Origin of the sequence: Micromonospora sp. WMMA1996 (genome assembly GCF_002573675.1) — a bacterium.
GTDB lineage: Bacteria > Actinomycetota > Actinomycetes > Mycobacteriales > Micromonosporaceae > Micromonospora > Micromonospora sediminicola.
Window position 1 is genome coordinate 201,273 of the sequence record NZ_PDHU01000003.1, and the last position, 22,324, is coordinate 223,596.

Genomic DNA, 22,324 nt, shown 5'->3' on the forward strand with positions numbered 1-22,324 from the left:
TGCCAGATCGGCAACGGAGTTTGCAGACTTGCCGGTGCCGGCCGCAGGCTGGTCGCGGAGGTGGTCGACATGACCGAGGTACGGACGGACGGCTACGAGGTACTGGTGATCGGCGGCGGCGCGGCCGGCCTGAGCGGCGCGCTGATGCTCGCCCGGGCCCGACGGTCGGTGCTGGTGGTCGACGTGGGCAGCCCGCGCAACGCCCCGGCCGACGGGGTGCACGCCCTGCTGGCCCGCGACGGCATGCCGCCGGCCGAGCTGCTGGCACGCGGCCGGGACGAGGTGCGCGGCTACGGCGGGGACCTGCTCACCGGCGAGGTCGAAGCGGTGTCCCGCGACGACGACGGGTTCGACGTGACGCTGGCCGACGGCCGCCGGGTGCGCGCCGGCCACCTGCTGGTCACCACCGGCCTGGTGGACGAACTGCCGGAGGTGCCGGGCCTGCGTGAGCGCTGGGGCCGGGACGTGGTGCACTGCCCCTACTGCCACGGCTGGGAGGTGCGCGACCGCGCGATCGGGGTGCTGGGCAGCGGCCCGCTGTCGGTGCACCAGGCGCTGCTGTTCCGGCAGTGGAGCGACGACGTGGTCTATCTCCGCCACACCGCGCCGCCGCTCACCGACGAGCAGGCCGAGCAGCTCGCCGCGCGCGGCGTGCCGGTGGTCGAGGGCGAGGTCGCGGCCGTCGAGGTCGCCGGGGACCGGCTGACCGGGGTACGCCTGCGCGACGGCCGTACGGTCGCCCGCGAGGTGCTGACCGTCGCGCCCCGGATGGTGGCGCGGGCCGGGTTCCTGACCGGGTTGGGCCTACGGCCGGCGCCGCACGCGAGCGGGGCGGGCGAGCACGTGCCGGCCGACCCGACGGGGCGTACCGAGGTTCCCGGGGTGTGGGTCGCGGGCAACGTGACCGACCTGTCCGCGCAGGTCGGCGCCGCCGCCGCGGCCGGCGCCTGGACCGCCGCGATGATCAACGCGGACCTGGTGGCCGAGGAGACCCGCCGGGCCGTCGAGGCGCACCGGCGCGCGCGAGCGGGTGGGCTCACCGCGAATCCCGCCTAACCCGACAATTCTTCCCCTAGGTTGAAGGCGCAGGAGGCAGTCGAGACCGGGGGGCGACGTGGAGAGCTATCCGGCGATCGAGGATCACGGGCTCATCGGGGACCTGCAGACCGCCGCGCTGGTGACCTGTGACGGGACCATCGACTGGTTCTGCGCGCCGCGCTTCGACTCGCCGAGCATCTTCGCCGCGCTGCTGGACAAGGAGAAGGGCGGCTACTTCCGGATCGCCCCGCACGAGGTCCGGTACGTGACCAAGCAGCTCTACCTCCCCGGCACGCCGATCCTGATCACCCGCTTCATCAGCGCCGACGGCGTCGCCGAGGTGATGGACTTCATGCCGGTCACCGGCGAGCGGGCCACCGACTCGCACCGCCTGGTCCGCATCGTCAACATGGTGCGGGGCAGCATGCGGTTCAGGGTGGAGTGCCGGCCCCGGTTCGACTACGCGCGGGAGAAGCACCAGCTGGAGCGGCACCGCAACGGCTACGTCTTCCGCGGCCGCACGGAGTCGCTCACCTTCCACCCGGTCGACCCGGTGCGGCGGCTCATCTCCCAGACCGGCGACGTGCACCTCGACGACGGCGACCTGGTCGCGTACGGCACGTTGAACGAGGGTGACACCGGTGGGGTGGTGCTGGAGACGGGCGGCATCGAACCGCGCATCATCCCGCCCGAAGAGGTCCAGGGCATGTTCGAGTGGACCCGGGACTACTGGCGGCGCTGGGTCGAGCGTTCCCGCTACACCGGCCGCTGGCGGGAGATGGTCGAGCGCTCGGCCATCACGTTGAAGCTCATGACGTACGCGCCCACGGGCGCGATGATCGCCGCGCCCACCGCCGCGCTGCCGGAGCTGGTCGGCGGCACCCGCAACTGGGACTACCGCTACACCTGGGTACGCGACACGTCGTTCTCGGTGCACGCGCTGCTCGGCCTCGGTTTCACCGAGGAGGTCAGCCGGTACATGGACTGGCTGGACGAGCGCATCCGCGAGGCCGGCGACCACCAGGACCCGCTGAAGATCATGTATCGGGTGGACGGCTCCTCCGACCTGCACGAGGAGGTGCTCGAGCACCTGGAGGGCTACCGCGGCTCCCGGCCGGTGCGGATCGGCAACGGCGCCGCCGACCAGCTCCAGCTGGACATCCACGGCGAGGCGCTCTACGCCATGCACCTCGCCGACGAGCAGGGCATCCGGGTGTCGCACCAGGTGTGGAAGAGCACCGTCCGGCTCGTCGACTGGCTGTGCCACAACTGGGACCAGCCTGACGCCGGCATCTGGGAGAGCCGCCACCACCCCCGCAACTACACGTTCGGACGGGTGATGTCCTGGGTGGCGCTGGACCGGGCGATCCGGCTGGCCACCCGCACCGGCCGCCCCGGCGACATGTCCTGCTGGGTCGAACAGCGCAACCGGATCTACAACCAGGTCATGGCCCGCGGCTACCACCGGGAACGCGGCAGCTTCGTGCAGGCGTACGACGAGAACGTGCTGGACGCCGCGCTGCTGGCCATGCCGGCGGTCGGCTTCGTCACGCCCAGCGACCCGCTGTGGCAGTCCACACTGGCGTCCATCGAGCGGGACCTGGTCTCCGACAGCCTGGTCCACCGCTACGACCCGGTGCACTCCCCCGACGGCCTCCCCGGCCACGAGGGCACGTTCAACATGTGCACCTTCTGGTACGTCGAGGCGCTGGCCCGCACCGGCCGCCTGGACGACGCCCGGCTCACCTTCGAGAAGATGTTCACCTTCAGCAACCACCTCGGCCTGTACGCCGAGGAGATCGCCGCGACCGGTGAGCAGATCGGCAACTACCCGCAGGCGTTCAGCCACCTCTCCCTGATCAACTCCGCGCTGGCGCTGAACGACCTGCTCGACGTCGAGGCCGACGCCCGCCGACGCCAGTGAGGTCACTCAGGACGGCACGGTCCCGACCCGGATGCGGTTGCCGTCCGGGTCGGTGACCTCGAAGTCCCGCCCCCAGTCCTGGCTCCGCACCTCGACCCCGCCGCAGGCCGCCGCCGCCGCGTCCACGTCGTCCACATAGAGGTAGAGCAGCGTCCCGGGCCGGGCGTCCCCGGCGTGCTCGGACAGGTGGATCTCCATGCCCGACCGGCCGATGCTGGCATAGCGCGGCAGGTCGGGCGCGAACCGGTGCTCCCACAGGCGGGCGAAGCCGAGACGGGCGTACCAGGTCGCGGCGGCGTCGGCGTCGCGGACCCGCAGGATCGGCGCCAGTCGCTCGGTCATCCCGCGATTGTGCCAGCCCGGAGGAGCATGGTGTTGTGGTCGGTATACCGCTGAGTCATGAATATGACCAGCAGTCATATCGCTCTCCGGGCATATGGCTCCGGGCCGCCGCCGCAGGTGTCGATCGCGACCGATGCGGGCACCACCGTCGGATGGCGGAGGGGAGGGGGCCGGCGTGGAGCCGGTGGTGCCGTTCGCGTCGCGGTGGTGGCCGGCGGTGCCCGTCCCGCTCGGGATCCTGGCGACGACGATCGCGATCGGCTTCCGGCTGCACACCGCTTCGGTCGCCCGGCTCACGCTCGCCGCGTTCCCGGAGGGCGGTCCGTGGGACGTGCGGGGCCGAACCACGCCGCCCGTCGGGGCGACCCGACGGCTCTCGTAAGGGCTGATGCGGTCATCGGCCCTCGTCCGCCCGTCCGCGCCGCCCGGGCTCGCCGGCAGCCTGCCCGGACAACTCCGGGGCGAGCAGAAGGAGACGGGCCAGTGGGGGCACGGACGGATCGGCCGCCGCCGCGACACGTGCGGTGCGGTTCCACTCCGTCCTACCGCGTACTGCCAGAACGTCCCGGATCACATGGATGAGTCGGCGCATGACGACGACGCTCGTCGCTCAACCACGCTTGAGGTCAAGCCCTCCTCGAACTGCCGTCACCATTGCCGCCGGTCGTAGAGTGCCGCTGTGGATACGAGATCAAGTCGGGGCATCGGCATCGTCGGGACGATCGCGGCGGTGGTGGGTGCCTGCTGGCTCGTGTTGCTCGCTGACCGCGGCTTCCCCGAGTGGCGCTTCGTGGCCGCCGTCACGCTGGTCAGCGGGCTGCTGCTGCGCATAGAGGCCGCAGTTCGGGAACGCGGACGCCTGTGAACGCCGCGACCACGTCGCCTCACGTGTCACCCACGTCCCGAGCCGTCACGCGAACTCGGGGCGGACGATGAGTGTCACGTCGCTGCTGGTGGCGATCGCCAGGGTGCGGCCGGACGGGGAGAAGCCGGCGGCGCGCAGTTCGGAGTAGTCGGCATGGAAGACGTGCCACCAGGACGTGCCCGGTGGGCCCTTGCAGGCACCGCCGTCAGCGGACAGCAGGACACGATCGTTCGGCCACTCGGGCGCCACCACGACGACGGTCCACCCGTCGCCGGTCGTGGCGTGCAGGCCACCGCCGAACAACCCGGCGACGCGTACCCGCGCGCCCACCAGCACGCCGATGCCCGGACAGGCCAGGTCCGGCCCGGACGGCGACGCGTCGTCGGGGTCGGGGTCACGGTCCCGGGCGATCGTCGCACCCGTTGTCGCGTCGATCAGGCCGAAGCCGTCCATCGAGACGACCATCAGCAGGTCGACGCCGGTCTGCGGGTGGACACCGAAGCCGACGCCCTGCAGCCCGCCCACCGGTATGCACCGGCGCGTCCGGTCGAGGTGTCGCCATGGCTCCGGCGGCGCGACGACCGGAGCGGCGAGAAACCTCGCCCGCAGCCGCTGTTGGTGGTCCGAGAGCATCCCGTTGTCCTCCGACGCCGGCGGAACCAGCTGGAGCCCCGGCCTCGCCGGCAGGCCCTTGGGAACCTCGACAGGCGGCTTTCATGACTGCTCCTGCTGCCACTGTCCGCCGGTGGTGTGTGGTGGGCGCGGCAGGTTTCGAACCTGCGACCCCTCGCTTGTAAGGCGAGTGCTCTCCCACTGAGCTACGCGCCCGGAACGCCCGAACGGCGGGCCGGAGCGGCAAGCTTACCTGCCGGCCTCCGGCCCGGTCGAACGACGTGCCCGGGGTGGATCAGGCGGCGACGGCCTCGGCCAGCGCCTTGCGCCAGCCCTGCTGGTCGCGCGCCTCGCCGGGCATGTTCATCTCGGCGAACCGGACCACGCCGGCCTTGTCGATGACGAACGTGCCCCGGTTGGCGATGCCGGCGACCTCGTTGAACACGCCGTACGCCTGGGCGACCGCGCCGTGCGGCCAGAAGTCGGCCAGCAGCGGGAACTGGTAGCCCTCCCGGTCGGCCCAGATCTTGTGGGCGTAGACCGAGTCGACGCTGACGGTCAGCACCTGGACGTCGTCGTTCACGTACTCGTTGAGGTTGTCCCGCACCTCGCACAGCTCGCCCTGGCAGATGCCGGTGAAGGCGAGCGGGTAGAAGACCAGCAGCACGGTCTTGCGACCGCGGAGGTCGGAGAGCCGGACCTCCTGGTTGTTCTGGTCCTTGAGCAGGAAGTCCGGCGCCTCGGCGCCAACCTCGATGGGCATGCGCGCTCCCTCGGGATCGGGTCTGGAAATGATCAGGGAGACCCTACTTCTTGCTCTTCGACCCGCGCCGCAGCACGAGGCGGGCGCCGCTCCAGTCGCGGCCGGCGTTGATGGTGGAGGTCTGCTGGAGGCCGGCGGTCTGCGCGCTCTCCGCGACCTCGCTCGGCTCGACGTGGCCGTCCCGGCCCGCCTTGGGCGTCAGGAGCCAGACCACCCCGTTGTCCGCCAGCGGCCCGAGGGCGTCGACGAGCAGCTCGAAGAGGTCTCCGTCGCCGTCGCGGTGCCAGACCAGAACCGCGTCGACCACCTCGTCGGTGTCCTCGTCGACAAGCTCTCCACAGCGGTCGGTCAGGGCGTCCCGGAGATCGGTGTCGACGTCGTCGTCGTAGCCCATCTCCATGACGACCATGCCCGGTTCGATCCCGAACCGGTCCGCCAGGCTGCGTACCCCGTCGGCGGCCTGACCAGCGGTCGCGCTCACTGTCGCGTGCCTCCTCATCTCATGCCTGCTCGTGGCGTCGTGCGACGCCGTCGCGCCCAGTCCACACAGTTGCGGCTCGCCGCGCAAGTGGCGCACCGGGTGGAACGGAATTTACCGTGCCAGCAGCGTACGGGCACCCTGGGTGATGGCCTCCTCCGAGACCAGAACCTGACGGGCAGCCGGACCTAATGGTACAAACGAGTCAAGTGCCGCCACCCGGCGCGCCGCCCCCACGTAGCCGGTGTCGACCAGCGCGGCCAGCACCCCCTCGCCCACCCCGCCGGAGCGCCGCGTCTCGTCCACCACCAGCACCCGGCCGGTCGCGGAGGCCTCCCGAATGATGTCCGCCACCGGCAGCGGGGCGAGCCACCGCAGGTCCACCACCCGGGTGCCGATCCCCTCGTCGGCCAGGGTGGCCGCGGCGCGCAGCGACATCCGCACGCCGTTACCGAAGGTGATGACGGTGAGGTCCTCGGCCGAGCCGACCCCGTACACCCGGGCCCGGCCGACCGGCACGTGCCGGTCGGCCCAGGCGCCCGGCTCGGCGTACTCGGCGGTCCACTCGCCGTCGCCCTCGGTGTAGAGGTCGCGGGCGTGGTAGAGCGCGATCGGCTCCAGGAAGACGCACACGCTGCCGTCCACCCGCGCCGCCGCCAGGCAGGTCCGCAGCATCGGCGCGGCGTCGTCCGGCCGGGCCGGCACCGCGATCAGCAGCCCCGGCACGTCGCGCAGCACCGCCACCGAGTTGTCGTTGTGGAAGTGCCCGCCGAAGCCCTCCTGGTAGGCCAGGCCGGCCACCCGCACCACCATCGGGTTGCGGAACGCGCCCCGGGAGAAGAAGCGCATGCTGGCCGCCTCGCCCCGCAGCTGGTCCTCGGCGTTGTGCAGGTACGCCAGGTACTGGATCTCCGGCACCGGCAGCATGCCGGCCAGCCCGGCGCCCAGCCCGAGCCCGAGGATCGAGGTCTCGTCGAGCAGCGTGTCGAACACCCGGGCCGCGCCGAACCGGTCCCGCAGCCCCTTGGTGACCCCGTACACCCCGCCCTTGACGGCGACGTCCTCGCCGAAGACGGCCATCCCGGGGTCGTCGAGCAGGCCGTCGGCCAACGCCGCGTTGATGCTCTGCGCCAGCGTCAGCGGCCCGGTCAGCTCCGGCGGCTTGCCGCCGAACGCCGCCGCCCGGGCGGCGGCGCCCGGACCCACCGCCCGGGCCGCCGCCTCGGCGACCGCCCGGGACACCCGCGCCGGCCGGCGCGGCGCCAACTCCGCCACCACCTCGACCGGGGAGGCCAGCTTCGGCTCGTCGAGCACCTCCTCGGCGATCCGGCGCAGCTGCCAGCCCCGCTCGTCGTACCGGGCGAGCAGATCCTCGCCGCCGGCGTACCCGGCCTCCACCAGCCGCCGCGCGGTGGCCAGCAGCGGGTCCCGAGCCGCGTCGGCGGCGATCTCGGCGGGACTGCGGTACGCGGTCTCCGCGTCCGCGCCGGCGTGGCCCATCAGCCGGACCGTGTCCAGGTGCAGCACGGCGGGCCGGCGGTGCCGGCGCACCCAGTCCGCCGCCTCGGCCGCCACCCGGTGGCTCTCCACCACGTCCGTCCCGTCGGCGGCGAAGTAGCGGATGCCGGGCCGGGACCGCAGCGTGGCCGCCACCCACCCCTCGGGCGAGCGCACGCTGATGCCGAGCCCGTTGTCCTCGCACACGAACAGGACCGGGACCCGCAGGTCGGAGTGGTCGTACCAGCCGGCGGTGTTGAACGCGGCGGTGGCGCTGGCGTGGTTGACCGAGGCGTCGCCGAACGAGCAGACCACCACCGCGTCCGCCGGCCAGGACGTCGCCGCCGGCTCGCCGTCGGCGCGCGGGCCGCCCGGGCGCGGCCACTCCAGCGCCAGGGCCAGGCCGACCGCCCGGGGCAGGTGCGAGGCGATCGTGGAGGTGGTCGGCACGACCGCGAGGTCGGCCCGGCCGAAGACCTTGTGCCGGCCGCCGGCGATCGGTTCCGCGGCCGAGGCGGCCATTCCGCGCAGCACGTCGCGCGCCGCGTCCGCGTAGGCGTCGTCGGGGGCCGGCGGGGGCAGATCGGGTACGCCGGCCGTCGCGTCGCCGGCCGCGTCCACGGTCACGCCGCCCCTCGCGTCACCACCCCGGGCCGGCGTCACGCCGACCGTCGCGTCGCCGTCCGCGTCCACGGTCACGCCGGCTCCGGGCGGGAGCCGCACCGCCTCGGCCGACGGTTCGATCCCCTCGACACCCGGCCGACCGCCCCGCTCATCCCGCAGACGGGTGCCGGCCGCCGGATCCGGATCGTGGAGGGACGTGGCCCCCATGGAGGCACTGTCGGTCCCAGATCCAGCCATCTCCCGCGATTCGGGAAGCTCATCCCGGGAACCGGGAGAGGTGGAGTCGGGCGAACCGTCGGGGAGGGGCGCCGCCGAATCGTCGGACGGCGGTGCGTCGGGGAGCGGGGGCGGCGGGCCGGGCGGGAAGTCGCCGGCCGCCTGGGCGGCCCGCAGGCAGTAGAACGCGCCGGAGCGGTAGTGCAGCAACGCCGGGTCGGTCGGCCGGAGCGCGGCGGCGACCGCGGCGTTGCCCTCGTGACCCGCCGAGCCGATCGTGTAGTACCCCTCGCCGAAGCCGCGCAGCCAGCGCCCGGCCAGGTCGAGCAGCCGACTGGTGAGCTGCGCGTCGAACAGGGCCAACAGCTGGGCCCCGGTCAGCGGCCCGCCGTCCGGCAGCGGCTCGGCCAGGTCACGCCGCCGCTCCGGCGCGCCGAGCGCGGCCAGGTCGGTGCGGAGCCGGTCGTCGAGATCGTGCGGGGTGGTCACGTCGGACAGCATTACCGACTCACGCCCGCCGCGCCCAGTCGGACACGTTCCGCCCGGTGTGGCTCAGACCTCGCCGCACTCCTCGGGGCAGCCGCCGTCGGAGACCTTCCAGACCAGCTCACGCAGGGCGGCCAACTCGGCGGTGGTCAGCCCGTCGAGGAGTCGGGAGTCCGACATCACCCGCCCCACCCGCTCGCGGACCTCGCGCCCGTGCCCGGTGACCACCAGCGTCTTCTGCCGCCGGTCGGTGGGGTCGACCCGCCGCTCGACCAGCCCGGCCTGCTCCAGCCGGTCGGCCAGACCGGTGACGTTGGACCGGTCGCAGCCCAACTGCTCGGCGAGGTCGCGGGCCGGCAGCGGATGGTCCGGGTCCAGCTCGTGCAGGGCCCGGGCGGCCGCCGGGGTGAGCCCCAGAGCGGCGACCGCCTCGTCCTGGTGGTGTCGCAGCGCGGCGGCGACGTGCAGGATCCGGCGCACCGTGTCCCCGGCCAGGCCGGGTCGATCGTCGGGGGACGGCGACTCCATGCCTCGATCGTACGTGACCGATCAACAATTGACCTGCTCCACTATATGCTCCGGCGCGACCGGTCGGGCGGGCCGGAGCGCCCGCCGGGCGGCTACCGTGCCGGCCAGCAGCAACCCGGCGGTGACCACAGCCGGCGGCAGGGCCAGCGCGGCCCCCCGCAGGTCGGCCGCGGTCAGCGCCAGATGGACGCCGCCGACCACGGTCACCCCGAGCACGGCGGCGAGCAGCGTGCCGGTGGACACGAGCGCGGACAGGGCGGCGGCGGCGCCCGCCGGCACCGCGTCGGTGAGCCGGGTGACCAGCGGGCTGAACGCCGCCGCGTGCGCCGCGCCGCCGAGCAGCAGCAACGCGCCGCCGGCCACCCAGGGCCAGCCCCGGGCGGAAAGCGCGGCGAGGAGCACCGCCACCGCGGCCAGCACCGGCGGCCCGGCCACCGGCAGGACCGCGCGGGCCGCCTCCGGCAGTCGTGCGACCGCCAGACCGCACAGGGCGAAACCCGCGGCGTACGGGAGGAACGCCAGCCCGGCGGCGAGCGGGCTGAGGCCCAGCGCGTCCTGCGCCCGCAGGGTGAACACGAACAGGAAGCCCGCGTAGCAGCCCATCACCACGCAGCAGGCGAGCAGCCCGGCCGGGACCCCGGGATGGCGCAGCACCGTCACGTCCAGCAGCGGGGCGCCGCCGCGACCGGCCCGCCTGCGCTCGTACCCGAGGAAGAGCCGCAGCCCGACGGCGCCGGCGGCGACCGCGGCGACGCGGATCCCGGTGGGCGTGTCCAACACCAGCGGCAGCACGAGGGTGAGCATCGCCGCGGCCAGCAGCGCCGCGCCGGTCAGGTCGAGCGGTTCCCGCCGGGGCGGCGCGGCCGGTGGGCCGGTCAGCACCCGCCGGCCGACGATCTGGAGGGCCACCCCGACCGGCACGTTGACCAGGAACGCCAGCCGCCAGGTGAGGCCGCCGAGGTCGAGCGTGACGAGGAGCCCGCCGAGGACCTGACCGGCGGCGACGCCGAGGGCGAGGACCATCGAGTACGCCCCGATCGCGCGCGCCCGGGCCGCGTCCGGCAGCGCGGCCCGGATGAGCGCGAGCACCTGCGGCACCATCAGCGCGCCCGCGGCGCCCTGGGCGACGCGGGCGAGCACCAGCGTGACCGGGGTCGGAGCCAGGCCGCAGGCCAGCGAGGCGAGCGTGAAACCGGCCAGGCCGAACAGGAAGACGCGGGGGCCGCCGTGCCGGGCGCCGAGGCGGGCGCCGATCACCACCAGCACGGCGAAGGTGAGCGTGTAGCCGGCCAGCACGAGCTGCTGGACGGCGGCGGAGCCACCCAGGTCGGCCCGGATCGCCGGCGCGGCCACGGCCGTGATCGAGGTGTCCATGGAGGCCATGGCCTGCCCGGTGAGCAGCACGACGAGCAGGGCGGCGGGTCGGCGGTGCGAAGTGGTCACGCCGGCCACCCTGCCGGGCCGGCCGTCCCCGGTCTTGTCGATCCTTGCGGGGCGTTTCCGTCCTCGCGGCGGCCTACGCTGACCCGCATGCGTACCGCCACCCGGCTGCTGGCCCGACCGGACTTCCGGGTCACCGTGGTGCGCTGCCGGGACGACCACCGCGGCTGGTCCACGCCCGAGCCGGCCGACGCGTACGGCCTGGTGCTGGCCCGGCGGGGCGCCTTCCGGCGGGCCGGTCGCCACGGAGCCACGTGGGTCGGGTCGACGGTGGCCTACCTGACGGTCCCGGGCGAGGAGGAGCGGTTCGCGCACCCGGCCGGCGGCGACGAGTGCACGTCGGTTCACCTGTCGGAGCGGCTGTGGCGGGAGCTGTTCGACGACCGGCCGGCGCCGGGCACGGTGCACGTGGACGGCCGGCTGGACCTGGCCCACCGGCTCCTGCTGCGGGACGCCGCCGATCCCGACCACGCCGCCGCCGAGCGGTTGGTACGGCTGGTCGGGCGTGCCGTCACGCCGGTCGCCGGCGGCGGCGGGCCGGGCCGGCGGCTGGTGGAGCGGGCCCGGGCGGCGCTGCACGACGACGCCCCGGAGGCCGCCGGGCTGCTCCCGCTGGCCCGGGCGCTCGACGTGTCGCCCTACCGGCTCAGCCGCGAGTTCCAGGCCCGCACCGGGGTGCCGCTCACCCGCTACCGCAACCGGCTGCGCGTCGCCCGGGCGCTGGACCGGATCGAGCAGGGTGACGTACGCCTGGCCGACCTCGCCGGCGAGCTGGGCTTCAGCGACCAGGCGCACCTGACCCGCACGGTCCGCGCCCACCTCGGCCACACGCCGGGCGAGCTGCGCCGACTGCTCGGCTGACATCGCCGCCTCTCGCGGCCGCACCTCGATCCCACACGGCATCGACACCCGGCTCCCCCGGCGGGTAGGGGCGCGCCCGGCCCGGCCGCTCAGCCGGCGAGGAACGAGAAGCGCACCTGACGGTCCGGGTTGTCGCCGTTCGGGTCGACCAGGCAGATCGACTGCCAGGTGCCGAGCTGGATCCGCCCGTCGAGCACCGGCAGCGTCGCGTACGGCGGCACGAACGCCGGGAGCACGTGGTCGCGGCCGTGGCCGGGCGAGCCGTGCCGGTGCCGCCACCGGTCGTCGGTGGGCAGCAGGTCGTCGAGCGCCCGGAGCAGGTCGTCGTCCGACCCGGCGCCGGTCTCGATGATCGCGAGCCCGGCCGTGGCGTGCGGCACGAAGACGTGCAGCAGCCCGTCGCCGGCCCCGGCGACGAACCGCTCGGCCTCGGCCGTGATGTCCCGGACGGTCGGCCGGGACCCGGTCCGGACGCTGATCACCTCACTGCGCATACGGCGCATTCTGCCGCAGCCGCTCAGTTCCCGCCGCCACCAGCGCCACCGCAGTCGCCGCCCCCGCCCCCGCCGCTGTCGCCGTAGCTGGGCATCTCCCCACTCGTGCCGTGCGGGCCGGGTGGGACGTAGTCGAAGGCGCTGCCCCCGCCCGCCGCCTCCCGGTAGCCGGACCGGAAGCGGCGCTGGTGCCGGAGTTCGCCGACGCCGCCGAGGACCAGCAGCACGCCACCGCCCAGGACGAAGATCCATTCCGGCCCCCACTCCGGGGTGCGCGCGATCTCCCGCGCCAACCCCACCGCGGCGACGAGCGCCACGAGCACCCCCAGCGCCGTCATCGCGCCGCCGACCAGAACCGGATCCCGCCGCATGCCGGCAGGGTAGCCGTGGACCGCCACCGGCGACCCGGCTAGCGCATCCGGTGATCGCACAAAGTTACTGGTGGGTACCTGTGTTCAGCGTCGCGTCTGGGGGAGGGAGACGTGACGACGAGCGCCACGAGGGGGCAGGATGGCGCTAGAGACCTATCCCACACAGAACCGAGGGAACGCCTGTGGCTACGGAACGCAAGCGCCCGGTGATCACCGCTGGTCTGCCGAGCCAGCTTCCGGACATCGACCCTGAAGAGACCAGCGAATGGGTCGAGTCGCTCGACGGTGTCATCGACGAGCGCGGAACCAAGCGCGCCCGGTACGTCATGCTGCGCCTGCTGGAGCGGGCCCGCGAGCGCCAGGTCGGGGTGCCGTCCCTGACCACCACCGACTACATCAACACGATCGCGCCGGAGCGGGAGCCGTGGTTCCCGGGTGACGAGCACATCGAGCGGCGGCTGCGGGCGTACATCCGCTGGAACGCCGCCATGCTGGTGCACCGGGCGCAGCGGCCGGAGATCGGCGTCGGCGGCCACATCTCCACGTTCGCCAGCTCCGCGTCGCTCTACGAGGTGGGCTTCAACCACTTCTTCCGGGGCAAGAACCACCCGGGCGGTGGTGACCAGATCTTCTACCAGGGTCACGCCTCCCCCGGCATGTACGCGCGGGCGTTCCTGGAGGGCCGGCTCAGCGAGAGCCAGCTCGACGGCTTCCGGCAGGAGCTGTCGCACCCCGGCGGCGGGCTGCCGTCGTACCCGCACCCGCGGCTGATGCCGGACTTCTGGGAGTTCCCCACCGTGTCCATGGGCCTCGGCCCGCTGAACGCGATCTACCAGGCGCGGTTCAACCGCTACCTGCACCACCGCGGCATCAAGGACACTTCCCAGCAGCACGTCTGGGCGTTCCTCGGCGACGGTGAGATGGACGAGGTCGAGTCGCTCGGCGCGATCGGCGTGGCCGCCCGCGAGGAGCTGGACAACCTCACCTTCGTGATCAACTGCAACCTCCAGCGCCTGGACGGACCGGTCCGCGGCAACGGCAAGGTCATGCAGGAGCTGGAGGCGTTCTTCCGGGGCGCCGGCTGGAACGTCATCAAGGTCGTCTGGGGCCGCGAGTGGGACCCGCTGCTCGCGGCGGACACCGACGGCGCGCTGGTCAACCTGATGAACACCACGCCCGACGGTGACTATCAGACCTACAAGGCGGAGTCCGGGGCGTACGTGCGGGAGCACTTCTTCGGCCGCGACCCGCGCACCCGCAAGATGGTCGAGCACCTCTCCGACGACGAGATCTGGAACCTCAAGCGGGGCGGTCACGACTACCGCAAGCTCTACGCGGCCTACAAGGCGGCGACGGAGCACACCGGCCAGCCGACGGTGATCCTCGCCAAGACGATCAAGGGCTGGACGCTGGGCTCGCACTTCGAGGGCCGCAACGCCACCCACCAGATGAAGAAGCTGACGCTGGAGGACCTGAAGCTCTTCCGCGACCGCCTCTACCTGGACATCCCGGACAAGCAGCTGGAGGAGAACCCCTACCTCCCGCCGTACTACACGCCGGGCGAGAAGTCGGACGAGATCGCCTACCTCAAGGACCGGCGGCAGCAGCTCGGCGGCTACCTGCCCACGCGCAACACCGCGCGCAAGACGCTGGCCGTGCCGGGCAGCGAGCGGTTCTCCGACGTCAAGCGCGGGTCGGGCAAGCAGAAGGTCGCCACCACGATGGCGTTCGTCCGCCTGCTCAAGGACATCATGAAGGACAAGGAGTTCGGCAAGCGCTGGGTGCCGATCATCCCGGACGAGGCCCGCACCTTCGGCATGGACTCGCTCTTCCCGACCCAGAAGATCTACTCGCCGCACGGCCAGCGCTACACCTCGGTGGACCGGGAGCTGTTCCTGTCCTACAAGGAGTCGACCACCGGGCAGATCCTGCACGAGGGCATCAACGAGGCCGGTTCGGTCGCCTCGTTCACCGCCGCCGGCACGGCGTACGCCACGCACGGCGAGCCGATGATCCCGCTGTACATCTTCTACTCGATGTTCGGCTTCCAGCGCACCGGCGACGGGTTCTGGGCGGCGGCGGACCAGATGGCGCGGGGCTTCGTGCTCGGCGCCACCGCCGGCCGGACCACGCTCAACGGTGAGGGCCTCCAGCACGAGGACGGCCACTCGCTGCTGCTCGCCGCCACCAACCCGGCGGTGGTCTCCTACGACGCGGCGTTCGCCTTCGAGCTGGCGCACATCATGGAGAACGGCCTGCACCGGATGTACGGCGAGGAGCAGGAGAACGTCTTCTACTACCTCACCGTCTACAACGAGCCGATCTTCCAGCCGGCCGAGCCGGAGGGTGTGGACGTCGAGGGCATCCTCAAGGGCATCTACCGCTACTCGCCGGCGCCGCAGGTTCGTGACGACGCGCCGAAGGCGAACATCCTCGCCTCCGGCACCGGCATGCAGTGGGCGCTCAAGGCCCAGCAGCTGCTCGCCGAGGACTGGGGCGTGTCCGCCGACGTGTGGTCGGTGACGTCCTGGACCGAGCTGCGCCGCGACGCGGTGCAGTGCGAGGAGCACAACCTGCTCAACCCGGGCGAGGAGCAGCGGGTGCCGTACATCGCGCGGAAGCTGGCCGACGCCGACGGCCCGAAGGTCGCGGTCAGCGACTGGATGCGCGCGGTGCCGGACCTGATCTCCCGCTGGGTGCCCGGTGACTACACCTCGCTCGGCACCGACGGCTTCGGCATGTCGGACACCCGGCACGCGCTGCGTCGTCACTTCCACGTCGACGCCGAGTCGATCGCGGTCGCCACGCTGCGCCAGCTCGCCCTGCGCGGCACGGTGCCGGCCCACGTGCCGGCCGACGCCGCCCGCAAGTACGCGCTGGACGACGTCACCGCCGCCCCGGTCGGCGAAACCGGCGGCGACAGCTGAAAGGAAGGGCCCCTTCTTAACGCCTCCGGTAGAGAAGGGGCCCCTTCTTAACACTTCGGGCACAGACGACGATGGTCCGGCGTCCCTGGCGGGGACGCCGGACCATCACCATCGCGGGCGACGCCGGGACGGGCTCGGTCAGCCGACGGCGGCCAGGTCGGTCAGCCGGGCCAGCGAGTCCTCCAGGTCGGCGCCGACCCGGCGCAGGCCGAGCCGCAGCAGGGCGGCCTTGACGGGGCCGGCGGGCCACCGCACGACGATCAGTCGTACGACGGTGCCACCGTCCTCCTCGTCCGCGGTCAGCTGGACGTAGATCTCGGTGCGCGCCTCGGCCCGGGCGCCCGCGCCCTTGGCCCGTTCGCGCCAGCCGATCAGGGTCGGCTCCTGGTAGGCGATCACCTCGGCCTCGTGCGCGGAGCCGCGTCCGGCCTGGACCAGTTGTCGCCGGCCGAATCCCTCCCCCGAGAGGACCTCGGCCGCGCGGACCCCCGCCAGCCAGGCCGGCAGCTGCTCGGCCCGCTGCACGACGTCCCAGACCACTTCCACCGGCGCCGCCACGTGTGCGCTGCGTTCCACGAGGATCATGAGTATCTTTCCCCCACTTAAATCACATCCGCGATATTCGGCACTCTATGTGTAAATCGGACTTAAGCGGACGAGTTCGGAGAAGACACGCCGGAAACCCTTGTGCCGTCGACGCTTTCCGGCCTATGGCGCGGCGGTCGTCGGAGCCCTAGAGTCGCGAACACGCTTCACGTCTCGGGAGGGTGACTTGACGACCGCGCCGATGCCCGACTTCCCCGCCGGCTTCCGCTGGGGGGTGTCCACCTCCGCGTACCAGATCGAGGGGGCGACCACCGTCGACGGTCGCGGGCCGTCCATCTGGGACACGTTCGCCCGCGAGCCCGGACGGATCGTCGACGGCAGCACCGGCGACGAGGCGTGCGACCACCACCACCGGTACGCCGAGGACACCGCGCTGCTGGCCGGGCTGGGGGTGTCCGCGTACCGGTTCTCGATCTCCTGGCCCCGGATCCAGCCCACCGGCGCCGGTCCGGCCCTGACGGCCGGGCTGGACTTCTACGACCGGCTGGTGGACGGTCTGCTCGCGGCCGGCGTGGACCCGGTCGCCACGCTCTTCCACTGGGACCTGCCGCAGGCACTGGAGGACGCCGGCGGCTGGCTGAACCGGGACACCGCGGCCCGCTTCGCCGAGTACGCCGACGTGACCGCGGCCCGCCTCGGCGACCGGGTGAAGCTCTGGATCACCCTCAACGAGCCGTTCATCCACATGAGCCTCGGACACGGCATGGGCGTGCACGCGCCGGGCCGGGTGCTGCTCTTCGACGCCTTCCCGGTCGCGCACCACCAGCTCCTCGGGCACGGTCTCGCGGTGGCCGCGCTGCGGGCCCGCACCGCGAGCCCGGTGGCGATCGCCAACAACTACTCGCCGGTGCGGCCGGCCGGGGACAGTGACGTCGACCGGGCCGCCGCCGCGGCGTACGACGCGCTGCACAACCGGCTCTTCACCGACCCGCTGCTCGGTCTCGGCTACCCCGACGCGCCCGGCGTCGACCCGACCGTGGTCCGCGACGGCGACCTGGACGTCATCGCCGCGCCGATCGAGGTGCTCGGCGTGAACTACTACAACCCGACGGGCATCCGCGCGCCCGAGGAAGGGTCGCCGCTTCCGTTCGAGATCGTGCCGCTGGACGGTTACCCGCGTACCGCGTTCGACTGGCCGGTCGCCCCGGACGGCCTGCGTGAGCTGCTGCTCCAGCTACGGGACCGGTACGGCGACGCGCTGCCGGAGATCCAGGTCACCGAGAGCGGGTGCGCGTACGACGACGCGCCCGACGCCCAGGGCCGGGTGGACGACCCGGAGCGGATCGCCTACCTGGACGGGCACGTGCGCGCGGTGCACGAGGCGATCGGCGCGGGCGTGCCGGTGACCGGGTACTTCGTCTGGTCGCTGCTGGACAACTGGGAGTGGGCCGAGGGGTTCACCAAGCGCTTCGGCCTGGTGCACGTCGACTACCCGACCCAGCGGCGCACGCCGAAGTCGTCGTACGCCTGGTTCCGTGACCTGGTGCGGCGATGACCACGGTGAACCCGACGCCGGCCTCGCTGCCGGCGGCGCTCGCCGAGCCGACGGTGCCGGTCCGGCGGAGCTGGATCGCGCTGATCTTCGCGGCCAACCTGGGCGTCTGGATGGCGTTCTTCACCCCGATCCAGGTCCTGCTGCCGCAGCAGGTGGAACGGATCGCGCCGGGCGACAAGGAGGCCATGCTGGCGGTGGTGACCGGCCTCGGCGCGCTCGCCGCGGTGCTGGCCAACCCGCTCGCCGGGGCCCTGTCGGACCGTACCTCGCTGCGGCTGGCCAACCGGCACTTCGGCCGCCGGCACGTCTGGACCGCGACCGGCGCGGTGGTCGGCGCGGCCGCCCTGGTGCTGCTGGCCCGGCAGGACAGCATCGCCGGGGTGGCGGTGGCCTGGGTGGCCGCGCAGGTCTGCTTCAACGCGATGCTGGCCAGCCTCACCGCCGCGATCCCGGACCGGGTGCCGGTGGCGCAGCGCGGCGGCGTCTCGGGCTGGGTGGGCATCCCGCAGGCGCTCGGCCTGGTGCTGGGCGCGGTGCTGGTCACCGCCGTGGTGACCGGAAACGCGGCCGGGTACGCGGCGATCGCGCTCGCCGTGCTGCTGCTGTCACTGCCGTTCGCGCTGCTCACCCAGGACGACCCGCTGCCCCGGGAGCACCGGTCGCCGGTGCGGCTGCGCGCCCTGCTCGCCTCGATGTGGATCAGCCCGCGCCGCCACCCCGACTTCGCCTGGGCCTGGTTCACCCGCTTCCTGGTGCAGACCGGCAACGCGCTCGGCACGCTCTACCTGCTCTACTTCCTCACCGACGGGGTGCGGGTGGCCGACCCCGAGGGCTCGCTGCTGGTGCTGATCCTGCTCTACACGCTGGGCATGATGCTCACCGCCGTGGTCGCCGGGCGACTCTCCGACCGCTCCGGCCGGCGCAAGGTCTTCGTGATCGTGTCCGGGCTGATCATGGCGGTGGCGGCGACGCTGCTCGCCGTCGCGCCGGTCTGGCCGATGGCGATCGTGGCCGCGCTGCTGCTCGGCGCGGGCTACGGCGTCTACCTGGCGGTGGACGCCGCGTTGATCACCCAGGTGCTGCCGGCCGCCACCGACCGGGCCAAGGACCTCGGCGTGATCAACATTGCCAACTCGGCGCCACAGGTGCTCGGTCCGGCGCTGTCCGCGCCGATCGTCGTGCACCTCGGCGGCTACCCGACGCTGTACGCGGTGACCGCGGCGGTCACCCTGCTCGGCAGCGCCCTGGTGGTGAAGATCCGCTCCGTGCCGTGACGCCCGCCAGCCGTCGCGCCTGTTGGCGCGTGTTGAAAGGGGGCCCCTTCACCTCCGGAGGCGTTAAGAAGGGGCCCTTCCTTTCTCGGTCGCGGCCCGCCGTAGGCTGGGGGACGTGACGGTACGTGTACGCTTCGCCCCCTCCCCGACCGGAATGTTCCACGTCGGCGGCGCCCGCTCGGCGCTGCAGAACTGGATCTTCGCCAAGCAGCAGGGCGGGGTGTTCGTGCTCCGCGTCGAGGACACCGACGCGGCCCGCAACAAGCCCGAGTGGACCGAGGGCATCCTCTCCGCGCTCGACTGGATCGGCATCTCGCGGGGCAGCTACGAGGGCCCGTACTTCCAGTCCTCCTACGCCGGCGAGCACCGTGCCGCCGCCCAGCGCCTGTACGACGGCGGCCGGGCCTACTACTGCGACTGCACCCGCGAGGACGTGCAGGCGCGTACCGGCCCCCAGCAGCGTGGCTACGACGGCTTCTGCCGGGACCGCGGCCTGGGGCCGGGCGAGGGCCGGGCACTGCGCTTCCGTACGCCGGACGAGGGCGAGACCGTGGTGGTCGACCTGATCCGGGGCGAGCCGACGTTCGAGAACAAGCTGATCGAGGACTTCGTCATCGCCCGTGGAGACGGGTCGCCGGTCTTCCTGCTCGCCAACGTGGTCGACGACATGACCATGGGGATCACCCACGTGATCCGGGCCGAGGAGCACCTGCCCAACACCCCGAAGCAGCAGTTGCTCTGGGACGCGCTCGGGGTCAAGCCGCCGATCTGGGCGCACGTGCCGGTGGTGGTCAACGAGAAGCGGCAGAAGCTGTCCAAGCGGCGCGACAAGGTCGCCCTGGAGGCGTACCGGGACGAGGGCTACCTCGCCGACGCGATGCGCAACTACCTGATGCTGCTCGGCTGGGCGCCCTCCGGCGACCGGGAGATCGTGCCCTGGTCGGTGATCGAGGACGAGTTCCGGCTCGACGAGGTCAACCCCTCCCCCGCCTTCTTCGACGAGAAGAAGCTGCGGGCCTTCAACGGGGAGTACATCCGGGCGCTGCCGCTGGAGGACTTCGTCGCCGCCTGCCAGCCGTGGCTCACCGGCACCGACACGATCGCCCCGCCGCCGTGGCAGCCGGCCGAGTTCGACCCGGCCGCGTTCGCCGCGGTGGCCCCGCTGGCGCAGACCCGGATCGCGGTCCTCAGCGAGATCGTGCCGAACGTCGACTTCCTCTTCCTGGCCGACCCGCTGATCGACGAGGCGGCCTGGGCGAAGGCGATGAAGGAGGGCGCCGCCGAGCTGCTGGACGCCGCGATCGCCGCGTTCGACGCGCTCGGCTCGTGGGACGCCGAGTCGCTGAAGGCCACGCTGGAGGCGGTCGGCGCGGAGCGCGGGCTGAAGCTGGGCAAGGCACAGGCGCCGGTCCGGGTCGCGGTCACCGGACGCACCGTCGGGCTGCCGCTGTTCGAGTCCCTGGAGGTGCTCGGCCGCGACCGCACGCTCACCCGGCTGCGCGCCGCCCGGGTACGCCTGGTCTGACCCGGCCCGGCGCGGTCGCCCCGTGACGGTCGCTCCGCGGACGCCCCGACCGGGCCCTCCGGCGGGGCGGGCCCGGCGGCGCGGCCCGACGGGGTGGACCCAGCGGCGCGGCCCGACGGGGTGGACCCAGCGGCGCGGCCCGACACGGCGTATCCCGGCGGACCCGGCGGCGCGGCCCGACACGGCGTGTCCCGGCGGACCCGGCGGCGCGGCCCGACACGGCGTGTCCCAGGCGTTGCCCGGCTGGCCCGGCGGCGCGGCCCGACGCCGCACGATCCCGCGGCATGGCCCGGCGGGCCTGTGGGGGAGCCGGCCGGCGTGTCGTCCGCAGGCGTGTCGCGGCCGAGAGCCGATACAGGTGCGAGCGATATACCGCTGGGTCATAAATATGACTCAGCGGTATATCGCTCGCACGTTCGTCCTTCTCCCGCGGCCGTCACGCACCGTGTTCGGCGTGCTCGCCCGGGTCAGCGGCGGGTGGCGCGACGGCGCAGCACGAGCGCTCCGACCAGGAGCAGCCCCAGCACCACCACCGGGACGACGGTCCAGAGCCAGCCCGTACCCCCGTCGTCGTCCCCGGCGGCGGCCGGGGACGGGCTCGCCGCGGACGGCGAGCCGGCGGACGGCGAGCCGGCGGCGGTGGATGCCGGCGCGGTGGTCGGCGTGGCGCTGCCAGGCGCGGCGCTCGCCGACGGCGGCTCGGCCGGCGTGCCCGTGGTCAGGGTGAACCGGATCTCCCCCTTGACCGGGTGTCCGTCGTCGGAGGCGAGCTGGTAGGTCACGATGTAGAGCCCCGCGGCGCCCGGCTGGAACGGCACGCTCACCCGCTTGCCGGCGAACGTCGGCGCGCCGCCCGCGGCGACCACGTTGTCCGGCCCGGTGACGGTGACCTTCGTCGTGGCCTCCTTCGGTGTGGCCAGGAACCGCAACTCGATCCGCTTCGGCGCGGCGGCCAACCGGGCCCCGTTCTGCGGATCGCTGCCGGTCAGGGAGTTGTGCGCGAAAGCCGGGGCGGCCGGCAGCAGCAGCGACGCTCCCGCCGCCACCCCGAGGACCACCAGCCAGGTACGCGCCACACGGACAACCCTGCCCCCCATGAGCCCCTCCATCCGGGTAGGATCCGGCCGCTGATCATCGGCCGGCTATTGGTCGGTCTCAGCTCGCAGATAGTTCCAAATACTCTTCCACCAGCTGCAACCAGGCGACGTTCTGCGGAGTCTTTGAGGTGGACAGGTCCAGTGTGACCCGCAGCGAAAGCCAGCCATCGAACGGGGCGAGGAGGCGGCGATGGTCCGGAAGGTGAGACGGGTGTTGACCGTTCTGACCGGGGCGGCGGTGGCACTGGTGTGCTCGCTGGCCCTGGCCGGCCCGGCGGCGGCCCAGGCCGCACCCAAGCCGAAGCTCGCCCCGGGTGGGGTGGACATCACCGGCGACCGGCTCGACCAGCCGCTCCGGTTGCGGGCCGACAGCCGCCCGGCCGACGTGAACTTGATCGTCGACCAGGTCAAGTGGCTGGGCACGACCGGTCAGCTGCGCGGTCCCGCCGCCAAGGACCTCGGTCCGAAGTACACGGTGGTGGTGCTCGTCGCCGGCACCCCGAAGAACACCTTCGACCTCTTCCCGCTGGCGAAGGGCGGTCCCCGGGTCTACCGGCCGGCCAAGCAGCCCGACCTGAGCCGCCCCCGGGCCGGCTGGTTCTTCGGACGCCTCAACATGTCCGAGACGCTGCGCTCGGTCGGGGTGCCGCTGGAGCCCCGGTTCGACACGCTCTCCGGCGGCATCGGCGGCGGCGAGCGCGTGCTGCCGGAGGACGCGCTCGACCCGGTGCAGGACCTCGACACCGCGCTCGGCGAGCTGCAGCGGCTGCTGCTGCTCAACGTCGGCGTGGTGGTCGTCATCACGGCCGGGCTGGCCGGCATCGCGCTGCTGGTGCGTCGCCGCACCCGCTGAGCGTCGAC

The 22,324-nt window shown here is 73.1% G+C and carries 20 protein-coding genes, 1 tRNA gene and 1 pseudogene; 10 read left to right on the top strand and 12 right to left on the bottom strand.

Annotation, left to right across the window (positions count from 1 at the left end):
* The first annotated feature begins 69 nt into the window (after positions 1-69).
* Both COO58_RS20520 and COO58_RS20525 read left to right on the top strand, forming a co-directional pair.
* Entirely contained in the window at positions 70-1,056 is a 987-nt protein-coding gene (locus tag COO58_RS20520; protein WP_098747336.1) for an NAD(P)/FAD-dependent oxidoreductase, read from the top strand.
* A 58-nt stretch (positions 1,057-1,114) separates the two neighbouring features.
* Positions 1,115-2,962: a glycoside hydrolase family 15 protein gene (locus COO58_RS20525; RefSeq protein ID WP_091572649.1), complete on the top strand. Its 1,848-nt coding sequence runs from the start codon at positions 1,115-1,117 to the stop codon at positions 2,960-2,962.
* Between the two features lie 6 nt (positions 2,963-2,968).
* On the opposite strand, the gene COO58_RS20530 is transcribed toward COO58_RS20525, so the two are convergent.
* Entirely contained in the window at positions 2,969-3,304 is a 336-nt protein-coding gene (locus COO58_RS20530; RefSeq protein ID WP_098746796.1) for a glyoxalase superfamily protein, read from the bottom strand.
* Positions 3,305-3,479: 175 nt separating this feature from the next.
* Between COO58_RS20530 and COO58_RS20535 the strand changes: the two genes are divergently transcribed.
* Complete coding sequence (locus COO58_RS20535) at positions 3,480-3,686, top strand: hypothetical protein (RefSeq protein WP_098746798.1); 207 nt, start codon at positions 3,480-3,482, stop codon at positions 3,684-3,686.
* 297 nt (positions 3,687-3,983) lie between these two features.
* Complete coding sequence (locus COO58_RS20540) at positions 3,984-4,169, top strand: hypothetical protein (RefSeq protein WP_098746800.1); 186 nt, start codon at positions 3,984-3,986, stop codon at positions 4,167-4,169.
* Positions 4,170-4,214: 45 nt separating this feature from the next.
* Here the strand turns inward: COO58_RS20540 and COO58_RS20545 are convergent, their stop codons facing one another.
* The 7 genes and pseudogenes from COO58_RS20545 to COO58_RS20575 all read right to left on the bottom strand — a co-directional run bounded on the left by COO58_RS20545 (position 4,215) and on the right by COO58_RS20575 (position 10,816).
* Positions 4,215-4,694, bottom strand: coding sequence for a hypothetical protein (locus tag COO58_RS20545; protein ID WP_245666170.1), 480 nt, complete (start codon positions 4,692-4,694; stop codon positions 4,215-4,217).
* 228 nt (positions 4,695-4,922) lie between these two features.
* Positions 4,923-4,997 (bottom strand) — tRNA-Val (locus COO58_RS20550).
* A 79-nt stretch (positions 4,998-5,076) separates the two neighbouring features.
* Positions 5,077-5,544 (bottom strand): peroxiredoxin, encoded by a 468-nt coding sequence (locus COO58_RS20555; protein ID WP_091572632.1) that lies wholly within the window; start codon positions 5,542-5,544, stop codon positions 5,077-5,079.
* A gap of 43 nt (positions 5,545-5,587) precedes the next feature.
* Positions 5,588-6,025 (bottom strand): DUF3052 domain-containing protein, encoded by a 438-nt coding sequence (locus tag COO58_RS20560; RefSeq protein ID WP_091572628.1) that lies wholly within the window; start codon positions 6,023-6,025, stop codon positions 5,588-5,590.
* A 111-nt stretch (positions 6,026-6,136) separates the two neighbouring features.
* Positions 6,137-8,074 (bottom strand): annotated as a pseudogene (locus COO58_RS20565) (thiamine pyrophosphate-dependent enzyme); the annotation flags it as partial.
* Positions 8,075-8,911: 837 nt separating this feature from the next.
* Positions 8,912-9,373 carry a MarR family winged helix-turn-helix transcriptional regulator gene (locus COO58_RS20570; RefSeq protein WP_091572621.1) on the bottom strand — a complete coding sequence of 154 codons (462 nt, stop codon included), beginning with the start codon at positions 9,371-9,373 and terminating at the stop codon, positions 8,912-8,914.
* A gap of 21 nt (positions 9,374-9,394) precedes the next feature.
* The gene (locus COO58_RS20575; protein WP_218012407.1) at positions 9,395-10,816 is read right to left on the bottom strand and encodes an MFS transporter; all 1,422 of its coding nucleotides are present in this window, start codon (positions 10,814-10,816) and stop codon (positions 9,395-9,397) included.
* 87 nt (positions 10,817-10,903) lie between these two features.
* Here COO58_RS20575 and COO58_RS20580 point away from each other — a divergent pair, with 87 nt between their 5' ends.
* Complete coding sequence (locus tag COO58_RS20580; RefSeq protein ID WP_098746803.1) at positions 10,904-11,674, top strand: AraC family transcriptional regulator; 771 nt, start codon at positions 10,904-10,906, stop codon at positions 11,672-11,674.
* An 89-nt stretch (positions 11,675-11,763) separates the two neighbouring features.
* On the opposite strand, the gene COO58_RS20585 is transcribed toward COO58_RS20580, so the two are convergent.
* On the bottom strand, positions 11,764-12,168 hold the full coding sequence (locus tag COO58_RS20585) for a YjbQ family protein (protein WP_176558923.1): 405 nt from the start codon (positions 12,166-12,168) through the stop codon (positions 11,764-11,766).
* 23 nt (positions 12,169-12,191) lie between these two features.
* Positions 12,192-12,539 carry a hypothetical protein gene (locus COO58_RS20590; RefSeq protein WP_141561937.1) on the bottom strand — a complete coding sequence of 116 codons (348 nt, stop codon included), beginning with the start codon at positions 12,537-12,539 and terminating at the stop codon, positions 12,192-12,194.
* A 182-nt stretch (positions 12,540-12,721) separates the two neighbouring features.
* Between COO58_RS20590 and aceE the strand changes: the two genes are divergently transcribed.
* Positions 12,722-15,466: a pyruvate dehydrogenase (acetyl-transferring), homodimeric type gene (gene aceE, locus COO58_RS20595; protein WP_091572604.1), complete on the top strand. Its 2,745-nt coding sequence runs from the start codon at positions 12,722-12,724 to the stop codon at positions 15,464-15,466.
* A 138-nt stretch (positions 15,467-15,604) separates the two neighbouring features.
* Here the strand turns inward: aceE and COO58_RS20600 are convergent, their stop codons facing one another.
* Complete coding sequence (locus tag COO58_RS20600; protein ID WP_091572600.1) at positions 15,605-16,051, bottom strand: SRPBCC domain-containing protein; 447 nt, start codon at positions 16,049-16,051, stop codon at positions 15,605-15,607.
* Positions 16,052-16,253: 202 nt separating this feature from the next.
* On the opposite strand from COO58_RS20600, the gene COO58_RS20605 reads away from it, so the two are divergent.
* The 3 genes from COO58_RS20605 to gltX all read left to right on the top strand — a co-directional run bounded on the left by COO58_RS20605 (position 16,254) and on the right by gltX (position 20,366).
* Entirely contained in the window at positions 16,254-17,567 is a 1,314-nt protein-coding gene (locus tag COO58_RS20605) for a GH1 family beta-glucosidase (protein WP_098746806.1), read from the top strand.
* Positions 17,564-18,841 (top strand): MFS transporter, encoded by a 1,278-nt coding sequence (locus COO58_RS20610; RefSeq protein ID WP_091572592.1) that lies wholly within the window; start codon positions 17,564-17,566, stop codon positions 18,839-18,841. The genes COO58_RS20605 and COO58_RS20610 overlap by 4 nt, the downstream gene beginning before the upstream one ends.
* Positions 18,842-18,956: 115 nt before the next feature.
* Positions 18,957-20,366 carry a glutamate--tRNA ligase gene (gene gltX, locus COO58_RS20615; protein ID WP_091572589.1) on the top strand — a complete coding sequence of 470 codons (1,410 nt, stop codon included), beginning with the start codon at positions 18,957-18,959 and terminating at the stop codon, positions 20,364-20,366.
* 467 nt (positions 20,367-20,833) lie between these two features.
* Here the strand turns inward: gltX and COO58_RS20620 are convergent, their stop codons facing one another.
* Positions 20,834-21,442, bottom strand: a complete 609-nt coding sequence (locus tag COO58_RS20620; RefSeq protein ID WP_255292730.1) for a copper resistance CopC family protein — start codon at positions 21,440-21,442, stop codon at positions 20,834-20,836.
* 211 nt (positions 21,443-21,653) lie between these two features.
* On the opposite strand from COO58_RS20620, the gene COO58_RS20625 reads away from it, so the two are divergent.
* The gene (locus tag COO58_RS20625; protein ID WP_098746807.1) at positions 21,654-22,316 is read left to right on the top strand and encodes a hypothetical protein; all 663 of its coding nucleotides are present in this window, start codon (positions 21,654-21,656) and stop codon (positions 22,314-22,316) included.
* The last annotated feature ends 8 nt before the right edge of the window (positions 22,317-22,324 follow it).

What these genes read in the sequence shown, in the direction of transcription:
- COO58_RS20590 (WP_141561937.1), bottom strand. Translation starts at nt 12,539, where the DNA reads ATGCGGCGGGATCCGGTTCTGGTCGGCGGCGCGATGACGGCGCTGGGG.
- COO58_RS20520 (WP_098747336.1), top strand. Translation starts at nt 70, where the DNA reads ATGACCGAGGTACGGACGGACGGCTACGAGGTACTGGTGATCGGCGGC.
- COO58_RS20555 (WP_091572632.1), bottom strand. Translation starts at nt 5,544, where the DNA reads ATGCCCATCGAGGTTGGCGCCGAGGCGCCGGACTTCCTGCTCAAGGAC.
- COO58_RS20580 (WP_098746803.1), top strand. Translation starts at nt 10,904, where the DNA reads ATGCGTACCGCCACCCGGCTGCTGGCCCGACCGGACTTCCGGGTCACC.
- COO58_RS20530 (WP_098746796.1), bottom strand. Translation starts at nt 3,304, where the DNA reads ATGACCGAGCGACTGGCGCCGATCCTGCGGGTCCGCGACGCCGACGCC.
- COO58_RS20600 (WP_091572600.1), bottom strand. Translation starts at nt 16,051, where the DNA reads ATGATCCTCGTGGAACGCAGCGCACACGTGGCGGCGCCGGTGGAAGTG.
- COO58_RS20610 (WP_091572592.1), top strand. Translation starts at nt 17,564, where the DNA reads ATGACCACGGTGAACCCGACGCCGGCCTCGCTGCCGGCGGCGCTCGCC.
- COO58_RS20570 (WP_091572621.1), bottom strand. Translation starts at nt 9,373, where the DNA reads ATGGAGTCGCCGTCCCCCGACGATCGACCCGGCCTGGCCGGGGACACG.
- COO58_RS20605 (WP_098746806.1), top strand. Translation starts at nt 16,254, where the DNA reads ATGCCCGACTTCCCCGCCGGCTTCCGCTGGGGGGTGTCCACCTCCGCG.
- COO58_RS20625 (WP_098746807.1), top strand. Translation starts at nt 21,654, where the DNA reads ATGGTCCGGAAGGTGAGACGGGTGTTGACCGTTCTGACCGGGGCGGCG.
- COO58_RS20585 (WP_176558923.1), bottom strand. Translation starts at nt 12,168, where the DNA reads ATGCGCAGTGAGGTGATCAGCGTCCGGACCGGGTCCCGGCCGACCGTC.